The organism is Granulicella mallensis, assembly GCF_014203225.1.
In the GTDB taxonomy this organism is placed as follows: domain Bacteria; phylum Acidobacteriota; class Terriglobia; order Terriglobales; family Acidobacteriaceae; genus Granulicella; species Granulicella mallensis_A.
This window is the reverse complement of record NZ_JACHIO010000001.1, coordinates 492,213-509,119: the sequence shown is the minus strand read 5'-3', so window position 1 is coordinate 509,119 and position 16,907 is coordinate 492,213. Positions and strand designations below refer to the sequence as shown.

Sequence of the window (16,907 nt, the reverse complement as noted above, 5' to 3'; positions counted from 1 at the left end):
AATGGCAGACGTTCTTCCCTAACAGTAATGCATAACGGGACGGCCCCTTTGCCGCAAGGAGAAATTGAGTGACGATCAGCCGGCGAGAATTCAACTATGGGCTCATGACAGCTGCGACGTTGCTAGGAGGCGCGCGCAGATTGGACGCTTTGTCCGCTCCGACTCAAGTGCGGGAGCCGTTGTTAGATCTGCAGCAGAAGTTTCTGGACTTGCGTTTCGGGATGTTCATTCACCTGAACATGGCTACCTTTGAGGAGCGTGAGTGGGGAGACCCAAAGGCATCTCCGAAGCTGTTCGATCCAGCTCATCTGGACACGGATCAGTGGGCAGAGGCGGCCGCGTCCGCCAACATGGGATATGGATGTCTGACGACGAAACACCATGACGGCTTTTGTCTCTGGCCCACAAGGACTAGTAGCCCAAGTGTCAAGGACTCGTCCTTCCCGCATGACATCGTCCGCTCTTATACCGATTCCTTTCGGAAGCGCGGGCTGAAAGTTTGCCTCTATCTCTCTATTCTCGATCTGAGGGCTGATATCCGTCCGTATCAGATCACATCGCAGAAGATCGACCTGATTAAAGTCCAGCTAACCGAGCTTCTGACCAACTACGGAGAGATCACGATGTTGATCTTCGACGGGTGGGACTGTGGTTGGGCGCGGTTGCACTACGATCAACTCCCCTTTAGGACAATCTACGATCATATAAAGAGCCTTCAGCCCAATTGTTTGGTCTCTGACCACAACGCGGGCCAGTATCCTGGCCCCGCTCTCTATTACTCAGATATCAAGGAGTACGAGCAACACGCCGGCCAGAAGATTCCAGCTGACAGTCTGGTTCCATCGCAGTCTGGCACTACGTTGCAGAGCGAATGGTTTTGGAAGTCTGACTATCCTCGGCAAGAGCTAACGTCAGCCAAGCAGATTGTCGACGAATGGCTAATTCCGTTCAATCAAGGACATTGCAATCTCATCCTGAATGTCGCTCCGAACCGGGATGGGCGATTTGATCCAAACGCAATTGCGAGGCTTGAGGAGATTGGCAAGCTTTGGAAGAACCCCGGTCCTTCCCCGAAGATAGCCGCCTCCATCCAGATCACGACTCCGAATCTGGCATTTGCCAAGCGTTCTTTTGCCAGCAGCAGTGCCGATACGTCCGGACCCGATCTCGCGAATGACAATAACTTTCGAAGTTCCTGGATATGCGATGAAGGGCAGAAGTCAGGCTGGCTAGAGATTGATTTTGATCAATCGGTCGCATTCAATACCGTTTCGATCGTGGAGTCCCGCTACGACTCGGACTCTGGAGCGAAGAGCCGAATTGACAGCTATCGAGTGCAGCATTGGCATGACGGCTCATGGTCCGATCTCGCAATAGGCAAAGGTGGGAATACATTCCAGCTGCACCAGTTCGAACGGATCAGTGCGGAGCGTATTCGGTTGGTATTGTCTGGCTCGACGTTACCTCCTGGCATTACCGAATTCGGAGTCTACAATGAACCCCTGTGATCGCAGCCTCCATTGGTCGCCGCAAATCCGGTGTCGGACCTCGATTCATGTTGGAGTGAGCAAAACCTGTTGGCATCCCCGTCCTCGCCATTCATGGCACAGGATGCCATCGACGTTTGGGCGTACTTGAGAGTTTGCGCTGCGCATCCCTGGTAAATGCCTGGGTAAACGCCGGTGCGTCGACGTCGCACTTTCCCTTCTTGGCTAATTCGATTCGAATCGGTCGTGGTTCCAGCAACTGTTGAGATCCGGCAATGATCGCTGCGAGATCATTGCCGGATCAGACGGTAAAGCCGCGAGTTCAGTGATTGCGTTGGTAGCGTGCACGTTCTGCCCCTCTAAAGGGGTGTTGGCGCGCGCCTCAAACGAGGATATGCCGCTTCGCCTTCTTGAGAAAAACTCATCGTGTTGACCCTCTGAAATTCGCGTGAAAGAAGCGAGAGTGGGCGAAGCCCATTTAACTCTCACGAAAGATTGATGGGGTTATGGGTTCAGGTAGCTGCGACTGTGCCTCGGCCTGCAGAGTGCTGTGAATTGAACCGAGATCTCCGAACACCTCAGGGCCCATGTTTCTGGCTGTGACGATGATCCCCAGGAATCCAGTCGAAAACACAGATTCAACCGAACAAGTACATCCATTTCAGAGGTCAGCAATGCCTAAGCTAATGTCAAATCTGCAACAGCGTCTCTTCCTCGGAATTTGCCTGTTAACGTTCTTTCTCTCGGCATGTTGTGGGGCTCAGGAATATCGAGGCACGATCACTGGACGGGTAACGGATCAATCAGGAGCGGTGATACCCAAAGCTGCGATCACTGCCGTAGGCCCGCAGCAGACTTATCATGCGGTGACAAGTGCCAATGGGGAATACACGATTCCCTATGTTCAATTGGGCGTGTACCGGGTATCTGCCAAGGCGCCGGACTTTGGCGAGGTTACGAAAAGCAATATTAATATCGAAGTCTCTTCAAAGATCAATCTGAACTTCGCTCTGCAAGTTGGTGGCGTCTCCGAATCAGTAGTAGTTTCCGCTGATGCCGTGGGGCTCAATACAGATGACGCCTCCGGTGGAACTGTAATGGATCCAGAGAAGGTCCAAAATCTTCCTTTGAATGGCCGCCAGGTCTATGGACTTTTGTCACTTGTTCCTGGGGTAAAAAACTATGCCACGACAGGCGCACAACAGGCCACCGGGCAGGACGAGAGCAATGCCTATTCCATCAATGGGCAATCAGGGAACTATAATCAGTTCTCTTTGAACGGCGCCTCAGTATCACAGCAGGGAGGAGGCGGTTCGGGAACCTGGAACATCTCGCCCAGCGTCGATGCTGTCGAAGAGTTCAAGGTGATGACCAATACCTATGACGCTCAGTACGGCCGCGAGGCGGGTGGAACCGTCAATACCGTGCTCAAGAGTGGAACCGACCAATTCCACGGGACGGTCTATGATTTTTGGCGCAATTCGATCTTGGATGCGAATTATTATCAGTTGAATCAGCAGGGGCAAAGTAAAGCATTTCACAATCAGCACCAGTTTGGTGGCACCGTTGGTGGGCCTATTCTCCATAAGAAGCTCTACTTCTTCGGTAGCTATGAAGGGTGGCGGGAAGTGTATCCGGTGGCCGTTGTAACGGGTACTGTAACTCCGGACATGTTGCCGGGACCGGATGGCAGTGTGAACCTGACAAATTATCTGGCGAACACCAGTGCGCACAATATCTATGATCCTCTGACAACACACTGCGTTGTCCCAGGTCAGAATCCATGTGAGAGTTACGCGAGGAATCCTTTCCCAAACAATACGATTCCGGCTAACAGGATCAGTCAGATCGGCCTCAATATCTTGAAGCTATGGCCTCATCCCAATGTTCCGGGCAATACCTATAGCAACAACTATATTGGGGATAATCCCGGCCGGTTCCAGTACAACCAGCCGATCGTTCGTGTCGACTATGCGTTCAGCGACAGAACCCGCATGTATGGGATGTTCGCGTGGTGGTCAGGTACATCGGATAGTAATTCGTCCGGCCTGCCAGGTGAAATTGCGCAGGGAAATATCAATAACTACAAATCGAGTTTGACCCAGGTCCTCGATTTGACGCATACGTTTACGTCAACACTCTTCGGAGACATTCGCGTTTCCTACAATCGAGCAACGAATATCAGCTACGACGGCGCGCTTGCTGCTGGTCTCGATAACAGTCTTACAGCGGAGAGTCTAGGGTTAAGCATGCCGCAGATTCCGACGACATCCAACCGATATGCTCCAGAGATTGGTATCTCCAACTGTTGCACTGCGAACATTATCGGAAATACCGTCAATCCAAATATGTACGAGACCTATGAATTGTCACCTTCTGTGAATCAGGTGTTGGGGCACCACAACCTGCACTACGGCGCAGATTTTATGCTATTCCACGACATTCCTGGGGGCGACGGACAGCCCAACGGTAACTTCTCCTTCGGGAGCCAATACACTCAACAGGATCCATATAACAATGTCGGCGATGGCGACGGTATAGCGGAACTCTTATTAGGGGTACCTGACAGCGGTTCCGTGGACGATTTTCTGACCGCCTACGAGAGCTACAACTACTATGCGGCCTACGCACAAGACGATTGGAAGATTCTCCACAACCTGACAATCAATTTGGGCCTGCGATGGGAGACTGAGAGTTCGCCGCGTGACCGCAATAATCGCTTGACGGCAGGTTTCTGTACGACATGCGTCAATCCGGTTACCAATCAACTGGATTACTCTGGTGCTGCTGCCTCTCTCTCTAATCCGATTTTGGGCGGATTACAGTTTGCGAATGGTAACTTCACTGCTTACCAAAACTACTGGGGCAGCCTGCTGCCCAAGGTTGGTGTGTCGTACGCTTTGGGGGACAAGCTCGTTGTCCGAGGAGGCTGGGGGTTGAGTTCAGCACTCGGCGTCGAACTAGGCGCACAGTCTACCTGGCAGGAGACAACAGGCTATACTGCCTCCCTTAACGGTGGCCTGACGCCAAGTGGTTATTTCAGCACAGGTAATCCGTACCCTAACGGCTTTACACCGCCTCCGGGCAATTCCCAGGGGTTGGAATCGGGTATTGGAAATGGGGTTCAATATGATCAGCGCGATCGGCGGATTCCCCGCGTGCAGTCGTATTCCTTTGGGTTCCAAGGGGCGGGCCCATTTCAGTCTGTGTGGGACCTTGAATATGTCGGAGCCCATACGACTCGGCTTCGTTCCACGATCCAGTTGAACTCTATTACCCCTGCAGAGTTCGCGGACGCGCATGTGAACCCAGGAAAATACAATGCTCAGGTGCCGAATCCTTTTTACGGTATTGCAGGACCGGCAACAACGCTCGGTAGCAGTCAGACGATTTCGGCCGTAAGGCTACTAGTTCCATTTCCCGAGTTCGACTATGTCGCCGACTATGCCGATCCGCAAGGATACAGCAACTACAACTCGTTGCAGGCGAAGTTTGAGAAGCGCCTCACGAACTCAAACGTTCTGGTGAAGGGTCTGAGCGTTCTAGCTTCATTCACTTGGTCCAAGATGATGACGGCGACGGACAGGCTCAACGATAGTCAGGATAGTTTCGTCGACGTCAATCCGACGTACCATATTGACCCCTACGACCGCGGTTGGGACTTTTCCTTCAGCGGTCTCTACACGTTGCCCATCGGCAAGGGTGGCCTCATTGCCAGCAACGCCCATGGCCTTTTAGGGCAGGCTCTCGACAGTTGGCAGTTGGACTGGATATTTCAGAATGATGGTGGCCAACCCATCGGTTATCCCAATGGTTATGTCTACAACTGTGGTGGGCCCTACAATATTCGTCCTGCACATAAGACCTATTACAGCTATCTGAATAACTCCGACAACTACAGCGCTTATACGAGTGGCACGCAGCCGAGTTGCTTCACACCCTTGGCCCAGTACACCGCCATAACGGCGATGCCCAACACTGGTGTGGTCCGCACCCCCTGGGCTCAACAGACGTCCTTGGGCGTGGAAAAGCGTTTCAACATCACCAACGATATAAAGCTTCAATTCAAGGCAGAGGCTTTCAACCTTACGAATACACCTATCTTCGGTGGGCCCAACACAGGGAATGTCACCGACCCGTTGACGCGGAATAATAATGTCGCAGACCCAAATGCTCCGGGCGCTTGGTCGGGATACGGGACGGTCGGTGCAAATCAGCAAAACAGCCCTCGACAGATACAGCTTTCGTTGAAGGTTCTTTTCTGATCAGGTTGATTCCTCTTCGTCGAAATGTGTGGTTTCCATGAGATGGAGACCTCGACTCCGAGCGGTAAGTCTGGCACCGAGCGAATTGTTCACGGTTCCCGGAACCGGCCATGCTCCAACCTACAGTCCAGTATCGCCGATGACTCAGAAATGACTATCGCCGACCACTAGCTGATCACACCAAGAAGATTGGCTTTCTCCTCCGAGAAGGCCAATCTTGGGCATTCTCTCCTGCCTATGATGTAGCCCATGCCTACAATCCCACCGGCGAATGGACCTATCAGCGCCAAATGAGTGTGAACGAAAAATTTAGTGGCATTACCCAAGAGGACCTGCTGGAAGTGGCTGACCGTTTTGGAGTGAGACGAGCCGAGAACACCTTGTCCGATGTCAACCTGGCCATCGACAATTGGTCGGAGATTGCCGAGGACGCAAATATCCCTGTGTCCGGTCGGAACCGTCTCGCCAAAGGCTTTGTCCTGATTGGGCGGCAACGCTGAATCTCAAGCAGCTATGGGTTTCCTCAGACGGTAGTGTTTGAATTGCTCGCGGGTTTCACCATCGGTTCCAACTCCAATTGAATCGGCGAGAACGAGCATCATCTCACCGATCCGCGCTTCAGAAGCCAACGACTGAATCTGTGCGACCGTCTCGGATGGTCGGCGGAAGTGGTAGGGACTGTGTTCGATCTTTGCGGCCCACATCCTTGCGATAGAGATTGCGATCGTTGTACCAATCTGACCCATCTGCGAGAAGTAGACCGAAAGATAAGGAATGCAAGAGGCCTGTACGACCAGGAGGCGCTCCGCAGAATCTGCCGCGATCACCCAGAGACCGAACGCGCGAAGCAGAACCCTGATGTCCGCTTGCCCATCCTTGCCGACAGGAGGGGCCCCCTGAATCTGCTGCCACCGCAGTCGCCCCTCAAGGATTTCAGCCAGGACATCGAGCCCAATTCCCCAAATCTCCGGGTCATCCTCTCTCAGTTTCTCCGCTTCGTCTTGAAGCGCTTCGATCTCCTTGCGCACTTCTGCAGGTGTCTGCTCTGCACCGATGCTCATCTCCAGCAGCACTGGAAAGAGCCCTAAATGAAGTCGTGCCAGCCTTGAGAACGGCTTCTGCGTTTTCCTTCTAGTATTGGCTGTCGCCAATTCGGCCTGTCGCTCCTCAGAGAGCTCAACGGGAAGATCACACAGCATCCCTAGGGCCGTTTCGTTCGCATGCCGTAACGCATCGATGAAACGGTGCTCCCGTACATCGAGCGGAATCGCGTGCATCTGGTACATCTGAGCCAAAGCGCTCCCCGAGGTCTTCCCCCCGATCTTCTCCGTAATCCCCGCCCATTCTGCTGCTTCGCGCTCTTTCCCCAGTTCGTCCGCCCACTGAGCCATGCCGCCTGGCATGAGAAAAACCAATCCGGGTCGATAACGGCTGGAGAGAGATTGGACTCCGCCGATAAACATGCCTGGGCGCGGTTCCGTCACCAAGTCTTCGTCAACTTGGGTCCGGGCAAGCGCCGACGAGTAAAATGACATGTTGTTTGCCGCCAACATGAAGAAGTTCTTCCAGCGTTCATCATCTTCACGATGTTCAAGCAAGCCGCGCACAACATCCGACCAAGTCGCAAAAAGCTCACCGATCTGGCCAGTCTTCCAAAAGAACGTAGCCAACTCCGCGCGCGCCTTGAGCTGATTGAACAACGTGAGGTCCTCGCTGGAGTTCCCAATCGCGATTGCACGTTCAAAGGGAACCGCCGACGGCGCGCCTTCGCGTAGAAGAAGATGCCCATAGCGCAATGCATTGAGCTGTTGATGCAATGGGAAGTCCGGTTTATCGAAGCGGTAGGCGCGCGTCACCCATGTCGACGCAAGGTCCCACCGATCAATGTCGATGAGCCAAGTTGCCAAGCCGTCCGACACGATGAACTGCGCGAGTTCGTGCGACTCATTCGCGCCGTAGAATCGCTCTGCCTCAATCTGCGGTGAATCCGTCTCCTTCAAATGCACGATCCGAACGGAAAGCTGAGACCTCAAGATACACGCCGATACCAGGGGTGTCTTCCAGTCCGAAGCAATCTCTTCGCACCGCTTCAAACAGTCGAGAACACTCTGCCAGTCTCGCTGATCGCCAGCCTTTTCCTGTTCGATGGACCACAAAGAGTCGAACATTCTCATCGCTGAAGGCTCGGCATATTCCGCGATCATTAAACCGTTCCGCTCGTCGTTACTTAATTCATTTACCTCAGCCATCCATGCGAGAACGTCCGCACGGGTTTTTATTCTCATCGCAGCGCCCCAGAAGAGTTCCGAGGCTTTGTGGTCCTTCAACTCACGCCGCAATTCGGCGGGACCGTCCCGTTCCGCCCGTAGAGCACTCGCGATGAAAGGGAGCGCTTTGCCTGGTTCTTTCTCGATGTACTTCATCGCAATGAGACCGGAAACCGCGAAAACCGACATCTGGTCTCGTTGCCCACGGGCACCTGCTATCAGCGAGACGAGGTCTTCCAGCGCGGGCTGATGGCCTTCATTTCGGCGAAGGCCATTGATGACCTGTAGACCTCGTATGAATATTCTCAGCCAAAGAGCCATCTCCTTCGGTAAAGGCAGGCTCTTCCAAAGGGACAATAGCATACCCGCGTGGACATCGACCCCCGCCAGGCGCAACGCGTCGAGCGCACGAATATACACCATCGCGGCTTCGTTCCATCGTTCTGCTTGCATCAAGTGGGTAATCGCTTCGGACACATCGAACTGATTCAGGGTGCCCTTGGCTAACACCCATTGGACGGCAGAGGAGTGGATCTCCTTCCTGATCGGGCGCGACAGGTTGCCGTCCCCCGAACCGGCAAGAAGTGGTGATGTGCGCCACCGGTCCTTCTTGATGCGGTGCAACCAATTACCGCTTAGCGAATACAGACGCTCGCGCGCACGATCAATCGTCGGCTCGATCTCGGCGATCGCGATTGCTTCCTTTTCGCTAAAGTCGCGATTGAGCAGTGTGAGACGATACAGCAGGTCCCGAGACCCGGGCTCTTGTGTTGCCAGCAACCGGCGTTGAGTCTCTGCGCGCAGATCTTTCGCGTAGTTCGAGCGGAGAGTGTCTTCCCAAGCGGCATCATCCAGATTCCAACTTCTTGACTGCCAATCTTTGAGGAGCAGAGTAACCAGGTCCGGCATCCCATGCGTCACACCGATGGCAACATTTAGAAGGCCATCTCGAAAGACGGCCTTCGGTGCTCCATACAGCTTCATGAGCTTCAGGATCTCTTGATCGTCGAGTCGATTCACCTCAACACGTTCGAAGAGAGTTGAGAGGCCGCGTGGAAGAGGATGCAGCGAAACCAAGATAACGAAAAACGTGTCCTTGCTAGCCAAAGACTTGATACGGGCCTCAAATGCCGGCTCCAGTATGGCGTCGTCCATGTTGTCGATGACTAGAAGGCGATTGCTGCCAGCATTGCTATCGGTTATTAGGTCGGCTGACAGGTCCCGCAGTGCGATTTCAAGCGCCATCACAGCAGGCACTTGCTTGTTCGCATGCAAATCCAACCACACTACGCGGCCATACCCTATGCTCAGACTTCTCGCCAGTTCGGTGCACCCGGAACCCATGTCTCCGTGAATCGACACCCCTTTACCTGAACTGAGCGCTTTCTGCGCCTGTCGCTCGAGCGTAGCGCGCTCCAGTCGTAGCTCGGGAGGAGGCGGAGCCTCCACATTTAAAGTTGGAATCGCCAGGACCACGTCGCCAGTTATCGGCAGTGTCCGCGCAAAAGTCTCGATCATCTTCGCGAAGATGTTTCCGGTTTCGTCTGCTGACAAGCCTATCGACACCGATGCCGTCGCGCCATTGGTAGCCTGCGCAATGCCGACTCCGCTTGCGATCTGCTCGCTGTTGGTTCGCGATTCCGACATTAGTTCCTATCACCGGTCATCGTGACGCTGGCAACGCTGCTTCGGTCGGCTTGAGCTATCCCAGTGCCATGGGCTACCTGCCCTCCCATATTGTTTCCTGGAAGGGCACGCACAAGATTCAACAGGCTGTTCGCCTGGGCGATAACCTCGTCGTTCGCTCCGATTCTCGAGCCTTGCAACTCCTCGGCCAATACTGCGCGCCGCGGTTCGGAGTCCGGTTTGGCCTCAACCTTCTCTAAGGCATCGGCGACGTCACCCGTGACCGAGTGGCGCTTGATGGCCGACTTAAGTTTTTCGTAGCCATCGGAAACCCCCTTCTTCGCCACGTCTGTCAGACCGTCTTTTGCTCCGGACGCTAGTGCACCAACCAAAGCTGCCATGATCGTTTCGACCATATCGCCCTCCTACGGGACACAGTGTCTAGTTTATCGGTGAGGACGTGGTTAAAAGGTAGCTTGAGTCATCTCTCTGCTGGTTGCGTCCCACTGTTCTGCAGTGGTGCTGAATATAACCCCCTCTGAGCCTATCTTCAAACCAGATCGCGATAGGCTTTCCGCGGTCATGAAGGGCCGAGATTGTTGCCTCTCAGGCTGTCATTGTTTGCCTCACCAATGCAAAGCTTGCCATCCGCAACGCAGAAGAGGCCGATCTCCAAAGGCAAGGCTTCGTGAGAACTGGCGCATTGCAGACGCGGCCGGAGAAAGCCTGAGTGACGATGAGATTGATCGGGAGATCAGTCTGGTCCGAGGCTCGGATCTGAGACTTCTGACGTCGGAAAAACACTTCAGCATTCATCGGCAATGTCAAAACTGTCTGCAAACTGGCTCTACACGGAAAAGATTTACCGTGCCACTATTGTCCTATGCATGGCTATGATCCAAAGAAAGTAATCGAAGTAGTTCGAAGGGCGCGTAGGCAAAGATGCTTGTCGTGCGCAAGACTGGCAGAGCTCTCTGGTCTGAGCACTAAGACAATCCATCGAATAGAGAAATCCGGGTTTTGTCATGCTGCTACTCTAGCGTCAGTGGCAGAGGTCGTAGGTATTGAACTCTCGGATTTTAAGTCCGACATTCGACACGAAGGTTCGAGCAGCGCATCACCTTTTGTCATAGCAGTGATGAATTTCAAGGGGGGAGTTGCAAAGACTACGCTATGCCTGCATCTAGCAGGTGTCCTTGCCAAATCCGGTAAATCGGTTCTCGTCCTTGATTTTGTCGGGCAGTTGCACGAGCTCCTAGCCGAACGGCCGCCAGAACTGCCCGCCATTACTTCATTTCGGGCCAGCGATACTTGTTTTAGGAAGTCGTGGCCTGTGCGCACTGAGTTCGATTGCATTCTCATTGACTGCAATACCAGCGACTACGCTTACTGTGCTTCCGTCGTGCATCAGGCAGATGTATTGATTGTCCCGACCCCACAGGCCTACATGGAACTCGAGGCAACGTATCTTGCCATCGAGGCATTCCAGAGAGTAGCACCCCAAAAACTGGTCATTTTGCCAGTCCTTGTCATGGAACGAAAGAGAATCCGCGGTTCTTCAGATACAAGAAAATTGATAGATGACATCGAACAGAAGCTTGGTTGCCCATTTGCTTCATCACGTATCAGCTACAAACAATTCTTCAGTTATCTTGGCGTCTCCATACCCGGCTGGAACGAGAAAATCGCGAAACCAAAATACACAGTTTCCGGCAAGACCATAGCCGATATCGATGACCTCCATTGCAAGGCCGCCGTTGCGGAATTCAACGGGTTACTGGCGGAAGTCTTTGAGCTTTCAAAATGCGGTGATCGCACACATAATGGGTTCCATCTCATCCAGTAGCTTGGCGCGCTAAGGCGTTGAAGTTGGGGATGACAGACCGGGTGGTGGACTAAGCGTCGATAGTTTTCTTGAGTTGTCTTGTCCAGATGACTATCAGCAACTTTGTCTATCGGCAGAATGATGGAGGGATGACTACCAGAATTCATGCCTGATCCAGCTCGTGCCGTGCTTCTCGGCCCCGCCTGAAAAGTGTCTCGCGATCTTTCTACATCACCCTGCGCGTGCTTCCCGTAGGAATGCGTGATCAGATTGGCCTTGCGTATCTCCTGGCACGAGCCACGGACACCATTGCCGATGCCTCACTGATTCCTCCGGGACACTCTTGTCCCTTCGCAATCAAGTGAATGGCACGCCCGACGGAGGAGCGCTCACGCGGATGTCGGTGGAAGTTGGCTCTCAACAAGCAGATTTAGACGAAAAGGTTCTGCTCGAGTCGCTTGGAGCAGCACTGACGGTGCTCTCTCGATTGAGTCAATCCGATCGAGAAGCCGTGCGCGATATCGTCACCACTCTTACGAGGGGGATGGGAGTTTGACCTGCTTACTTTCCTGATGAGTCGTCAGGCGCATCGTCGCACTTCGGAAGTTCTCCGAACTGGATCAATACATCTATATGGCGGCCGGTTGTGTGGGGGAGTTTTGGACGAAGATGACCTTTGTGCATGTGCCTTCCTTGCGTAAGATCAGATCGACATCCTTATAGGATAGTTTCTTGCACCGCTGCAGGGGTCGCAGAAAATATCCCCAAACTGCCGCAAATCAGAATACCAACCTTTATTTCGCGTGTGGGGAACGATGTGGAAAATAGACATATCCCTTTTATTTGCAACGCCCGTGAATCCCTGGGGGACAATCTTAGTCAGGAACGGGCGGCTGTCGCTGCAGCAAGAATTGACCCGGCAGTGATGATGCCGTGCAAATCGTCAACAAAGGGATTGAAAGTCCGTTCCGCTGGCCATTCTGTGGTCGAAGGGCAGAGGTTTGGTGGACAGAGGACGTGGGTTCGATAGGGGGTGCGATGTGCGTTCCTAATGGTGCCTCAGGGCGCTCAGAGAGCCACCCGTTACGCCTGGTTTCTTACGGTTACGAGTTTCTACTTTTCTGTCACAGTGGAACTCGTAGGTTCGAATCCTGCTGTGCATGCTAATTATTTAACAACTTATATGGGTATGACATTCGCATTACTTGCGGTCTCTTGTCGCAAGGCGCTGAAACCTGGACTTCTCCTGCTTTCGTTCGTGCTCGCTCTCGTCACTTCTGAGCCGAAGCCACCAACGGGTAATCTCGCATGCTCCTATTGCGCTGTCGCGTGATGCATAAATGTAGGCGCAGACAATAGGAATTCTTCGAGCATAACGATATAAGTGTTGACACGATGACCTTAATTCACCAGGTCAAACTGCTGTACAACTGCTGTACAGACAGCTCCAGATACGCCCCTAAACACCTCAAAACCGCCTGTAACGTTCTATAACTCGCAACAACTTACGCAAGACCCGGTCGTTTCGTAATCAGCAGGTCAGCGGTTCAAGTCCGCTCGTCGGCTCCATCATTTCAAAGACTTAGCCTTCAGTTGACCGCCATGTGCTGTACAACTGCTGCACAGGCTATTTTTCTTCCAATACATGCATCGCCTCCTGCGCCACTCGTGCGCAGTTTTGATATAGAAGCGCTGGGTCGTACTCACGTCCCAGTGCCTCAGGTGGAGACGCCCGATGAGCCCTCCAAGTGTGCATCGGAGGGGGCTACTTTCTGCGTCGGCTCTCTTCGTAGGAACCTTCAGATCACACAGATAGCTATTCCGAGTCAGGCGGTTCGATGGCGACGGCGCAGTCCAGTTCTCCGGTGAGAACATCACAGTTGCCGAAGAAGCCGATCTCGTTCTGGCATAGATCTCCTGCACCAAGTGAACCGCCCAGGAGGGTCGAGACGTTCAGTCCAGGTCTTCCGCACTTTTGAAGTCGTACCGACCTCGCAACCTCGGCTCTCCCGCCCCGCCGCGTGTGTACTACTGCCCTGAAATCACTGCCCGAGCGCACCTCTGTTGTCTCACGCAAGTCAAACCCCATCAATAAGTTGTTACCAATTGACAACCAGGTATCTACAAGTTGTATACAAGCTAAAAATGATGGTCTTTGCGTGGTGAGCAACGTTCCGCGTCCGATCGCCAAAAATGCTATTAAACTAGGAATTCTGTGGCTAGAAAATAATTTGCAGAAAATTATTGACAAAAATATGAATCACGAATATAAACCGTGTATGCCGTCTCGGCTATGGCCCCACCAATAAATAAAACCTAATGCGACTCCTCTCGGATTCGTAGCCAAGTCCTACTCATATCTTTTGGAGGTAGCATGACCATCCTGAAGTTACGCAGAGGTATTCTTGTCGCACTCACTCTCGTTTTTTGCCTGAATGGTGCTGTCGCGATGCACGCGCAGTCCGGGCAGGCGGACGTTCAGGGTGTCGTTACCGACGTATCCGGGTCCATCGTGCTCAAAGCCCAGGTTGTCCTGACGAACACGGACAACGGAGAAAAACGCACCGTTACCACAGCGTCGGATGGCCGTTACAGTATCCCCACCGTGGCTCCCGGTCATTACTCGCTTACCATCACCGCGCCCACGTTCTCGCCCGAGACCATCAATGGTCTCGTCATCCAGCTCGATAATCACGTGAATCAAAACGTCACATTGCAGGCCGGTAACGCCACGCAGAGCATCACGGTTCAAGGTGCCGTGCCGGCGGTGGACACAACCTCCTATGACGTGGGTGGTGTCGTCGAGCAGGCTCAGATCGAAGACCTTCCCATTCAAAACCGGCAGTATCTCGCTCTCGCGCTGCTGACACCTGGCACCACGCAGGCTGCCTCGCGCAGCTTCTATAGCAACGTGCAATCAGGAGGCGGCGTGTACTACTACGCCAACGGCTTCTACTGGGACGGTGTATCCAACCAGCAGACCGAAGAAGGCGATCCGCGCCAGAACATTCCGGAAGATTCCGTAGCTGAGTTCAAGACGTATACCGCATCCATGCCCGCCGATCTTGGCTGGGCGATGGGCGGCTTTACGACGGTCGTATCCAAGAGCGGCACCAACAAGATTCACGGCGATGCCTTCGAGTACTATCGCGACACCGCTCTCACCGCCGACACTCCGTTCCAGAAAGCCAGCGAGCTGGCCGAGCACACCGGTTCTCCGCTCTACAAACGCAATCAGTGGGGCGGCTCGATAGGAGGTCCAATCCTCAAGGATCGGATTCACTACTACGGAGCCTTTGAGCGCACACAGGCCACTACCTCCTGGACTCTGTTCGAGCCGGCCGGCAGTCTCGCTGCAACGGACTATGCCCCACTCCTCGGGACCTTCCAGAATCCCAGCCACGATCAGCTCCTCACCGTCCGTGTCGACGACGACCTCAAGCCGAATCAGCAACTTTTCTTCCGTTATTCGCAAGAGTGGCAGTTGTCTACGGCGAATGGATGCGGTGGACAGACCACAGCCTATTGCTACGATGGCGAGTTTCCACGCAAGGCTTACGTGGCCGGGCATACCTGGGAACCAAAACCGAATATGGTGAACGAGGCTCGTTTTCAATACGCTTATATCTCCTACGAGCTAGGCCCCTACAACACGCCCATTCCAACCAAGCCGGAACAGCTGGCGAATCCGGCCTATAGCCAGAATGTATCTCTGGCCTATGACTTTCCCAGCCTCTCCTTTGGGCATAACTATGCCGCAGTAGGCGTAGAGTCTCGCTGGCAGGTCAACGACTCCCTGACCATTCAGAAGGGCGCGCATTCGATCAAGATTGGTGCGGATGTAAGTTATATCCCCTACATTGACTCCGACGATCTCAATTTGAATGGAACCTACACCTTCCTTGCCGACCAATCCTTTGATAACACGGCCGCCACAGAAGCGAAGCTCACCAACCCCTACCAATTCACCCAGAATGCGATTCCTCAGATCTTCTACCTGCCGTCGACCCAGCAGTCGTATTTTGTGGAGGACAGTTGGAGAGCAAGGCCTAACCTGACTGTCAACGCGGGTCTCCGCTATGATCTCCAACGGGGTGCTTCCTTCCTCGATACCTATACGCCGAACACCACCACTGAGCCCGTGATTCCCGGTGAAGGAAATCCGCACGATCGCGGGGACTATCACAACGTTGGCCCGAGAGTTGGCGTATCGTGGGACCCCTTCAAGAAGGGGAATGATGTCATCCGCGCGGGCTATGGCATCTATTACAACTTCATCCAGACCGAGCTCCAGGAGTCGGAAAAACTTAACTTCAAGAATTGCAACATCTCGCTAACGACAGGCATTGCCCCTGCCGGCACGCCACCCAATAATGTCCTGCCCTATCCGAACCCCTATAACGGCCTGAGCGTCACGGACTATTGCTCGACGACGCCGCTGACCGTCGCTACTCTTTCTCCGTATCTGCAAAATCCCTATATGCACCAGTTTTCTCTTGGCTACAGTCGCCAGCTCGGCAAGGATCTTTCCCTCGCCGTCGATGGTCTCTATAATCGTGGCCTGCGCGACTACAAGATCTACGACCTCAATATTCCGGCCAACTATCCGGCTAACACCGCCAGGCCGGATCCCACCTTTTATCAGATCAATCAGAATGCCTCCACCTCGGCCAATGAGTACAAGGGCTTCTATATCAAGTTCGACAAAAGACTGAGCCATCACTACATGTACACCGCTTCCTATGCTCTTAGCTCGTCTCATGACAACAACCCGCACCAGGCTCCCACGAACTACAACAATCTTGGAGAGGACTGGGGCCCGGCGCAATTCGACCAACGCAATGCGCTGGTATTCAGCGCCTCTGTCGATCTGCCGTATCGCATCCAGGTTGGCGGCATCTACAGCCTCCGCAGTAACTTGCCCTTCAGCGTGACAACGTCTACCTTCAGCCCTAACGTGTTCCCGGCAAATCCCAATGCCGACGGTACGGCTCAGTATGTTCCTGGAACTACGCGAGACCAGGGCAATCGAGGGATCAACTATGCCGCGATCAACGCCTACCGTGCCGATCTCGACGCCAATCTCAATCCATACATGTTGGCATGCCGAACCACCGCTCCAGGTACCGGTTCCTGTCTCTCTACGAACCTCGGTCCGAAATCGATTGCTTCCACGGGCTATAACGACTTCGATCTCCATGTCTCTGTCATCGCCTACAAGCACAACTCTCTGCAGTTGAAGATCATCGGCCAGGCATTCAACCTCTTTGGCACTCAGAATAACTTGACCATCAACACCGCGCCCACAACCAACAGCTTCGGTGCAGCTACCTCTGGCAGCAACGTCCAGATCGGCTAGCTTGCAGCGCAGTTCAGCTTCTAGACAGTCATGGAACGTGGGCCCGGATACCATTGTCCGAGTCCACACCCTATCGGT

General features: G+C 53.6%; 8 protein-coding genes and 1 pseudogene. 7 read left to right on the top strand and 2 right to left on the bottom strand.

Features of this window, described 5'->3' with window-relative positions; all coding sequences use genetic code 11:
* Nucleotides 1-68 precede the first annotated feature (68 nt).
* The 3 genes and pseudogenes from HDF15_RS01885 to HDF15_RS01875 all read left to right on the top strand — a co-directional run.
* A complete protein-coding gene (locus HDF15_RS01885) occupies nucleotides 69-1,508 on the top strand; it encodes an alpha-L-fucosidase (RefSeq protein ID WP_014266876.1) in 1,440 nt (479 codons plus the stop codon).
* A 584-nt stretch (nucleotides 1,509-2,092) separates the two neighbouring features.
* Nucleotides 2,093-5,752, top strand: coding sequence for a TonB-dependent receptor domain-containing protein (locus HDF15_RS01880; protein WP_409254854.1), 3,660 nt, complete (start codon nucleotides 2,093-2,095; stop codon nucleotides 5,750-5,752).
* A gap of 185 nt (nucleotides 5,753-5,937) precedes the next feature.
* Nucleotides 5,938-6,252, top strand: a pseudogene (locus HDF15_RS01875) (hypothetical protein); the annotation flags it as partial.
* A gap of 3 nt (nucleotides 6,253-6,255) precedes the next feature.
* Here HDF15_RS01875 and HDF15_RS01870 read toward each other — a convergent pair.
* Both HDF15_RS01870 and HDF15_RS01865 read right to left on the bottom strand, forming a co-directional pair.
* Nucleotides 6,256-9,573, bottom strand: coding sequence for a hypothetical protein (locus tag HDF15_RS01870; RefSeq protein ID WP_184252558.1), 3,318 nt, complete (start codon nucleotides 9,571-9,573; stop codon nucleotides 6,256-6,258).
* 92 nt (nucleotides 9,574-9,665) lie between these two features.
* A complete protein-coding gene (locus tag HDF15_RS01865) occupies nucleotides 9,666-10,061 on the bottom strand; it encodes a hypothetical protein (protein WP_184252557.1) in 396 nt (131 codons plus the stop codon).
* Between the two features lie 629 nt (nucleotides 10,062-10,690).
* Between HDF15_RS01865 and HDF15_RS01860 the strand changes: the two genes are divergently transcribed.
* From HDF15_RS01860 to HDF15_RS01850, 4 genes are all read left to right on the top strand, one after another.
* Complete coding sequence (locus HDF15_RS01860) at nucleotides 10,691-11,491, top strand: ParA family protein (protein ID WP_184252556.1); 801 nt, start codon at nucleotides 10,691-10,693, stop codon at nucleotides 11,489-11,491.
* Nucleotides 11,492-11,727: 236 nt separating this feature from the next.
* Nucleotides 11,728-11,835, top strand: coding sequence for a hypothetical protein (locus tag HDF15_RS26335; protein WP_409254853.1), 108 nt, complete (start codon nucleotides 11,728-11,730; stop codon nucleotides 11,833-11,835).
* Nucleotides 11,836-11,867: 32 nt separating this feature from the next.
* Nucleotides 11,868-12,026 carry a hypothetical protein gene (locus HDF15_RS25670; RefSeq protein WP_223295381.1) on the top strand — a complete coding sequence of 53 codons (159 nt, stop codon included), beginning with the start codon at nucleotides 11,868-11,870 and terminating at the stop codon, nucleotides 12,024-12,026.
* Nucleotides 12,027-13,844: 1,818 nt separating this feature from the next.
* A complete protein-coding gene (locus HDF15_RS01850; protein ID WP_184252555.1) occupies nucleotides 13,845-16,829 on the top strand; it encodes a carboxypeptidase-like regulatory domain-containing protein in 2,985 nt (994 codons plus the stop codon).
* The last annotated feature ends 78 nt before the right edge of the window (nucleotides 16,830-16,907 follow it).

Coding starts and splice junctions, on each gene's coding strand:
- HDF15_RS01880 (WP_409254854.1), top strand. CDS start 2,093: ATGATCCCCAGGAATCCAGTCGAAAACACAGATTCAACCGAACAAGTA.
- HDF15_RS01865 (WP_184252557.1), bottom strand. CDS start 10,061: ATGGTCGAAACGATCATGGCAGCTTTGGTTGGTGCACTAGCGTCCGGA.
- HDF15_RS26335 (WP_409254853.1), top strand. CDS start 11,728: ATGCGTGATCAGATTGGCCTTGCGTATCTCCTGGCACGAGCCACGGAC.
- HDF15_RS25670 (WP_223295381.1), top strand. CDS start 11,868: ATGTCGGTGGAAGTTGGCTCTCAACAAGCAGATTTAGACGAAAAGGTT.
- HDF15_RS01850 (WP_184252555.1), top strand. CDS start 13,845: ATGACCATCCTGAAGTTACGCAGAGGTATTCTTGTCGCACTCACTCTC.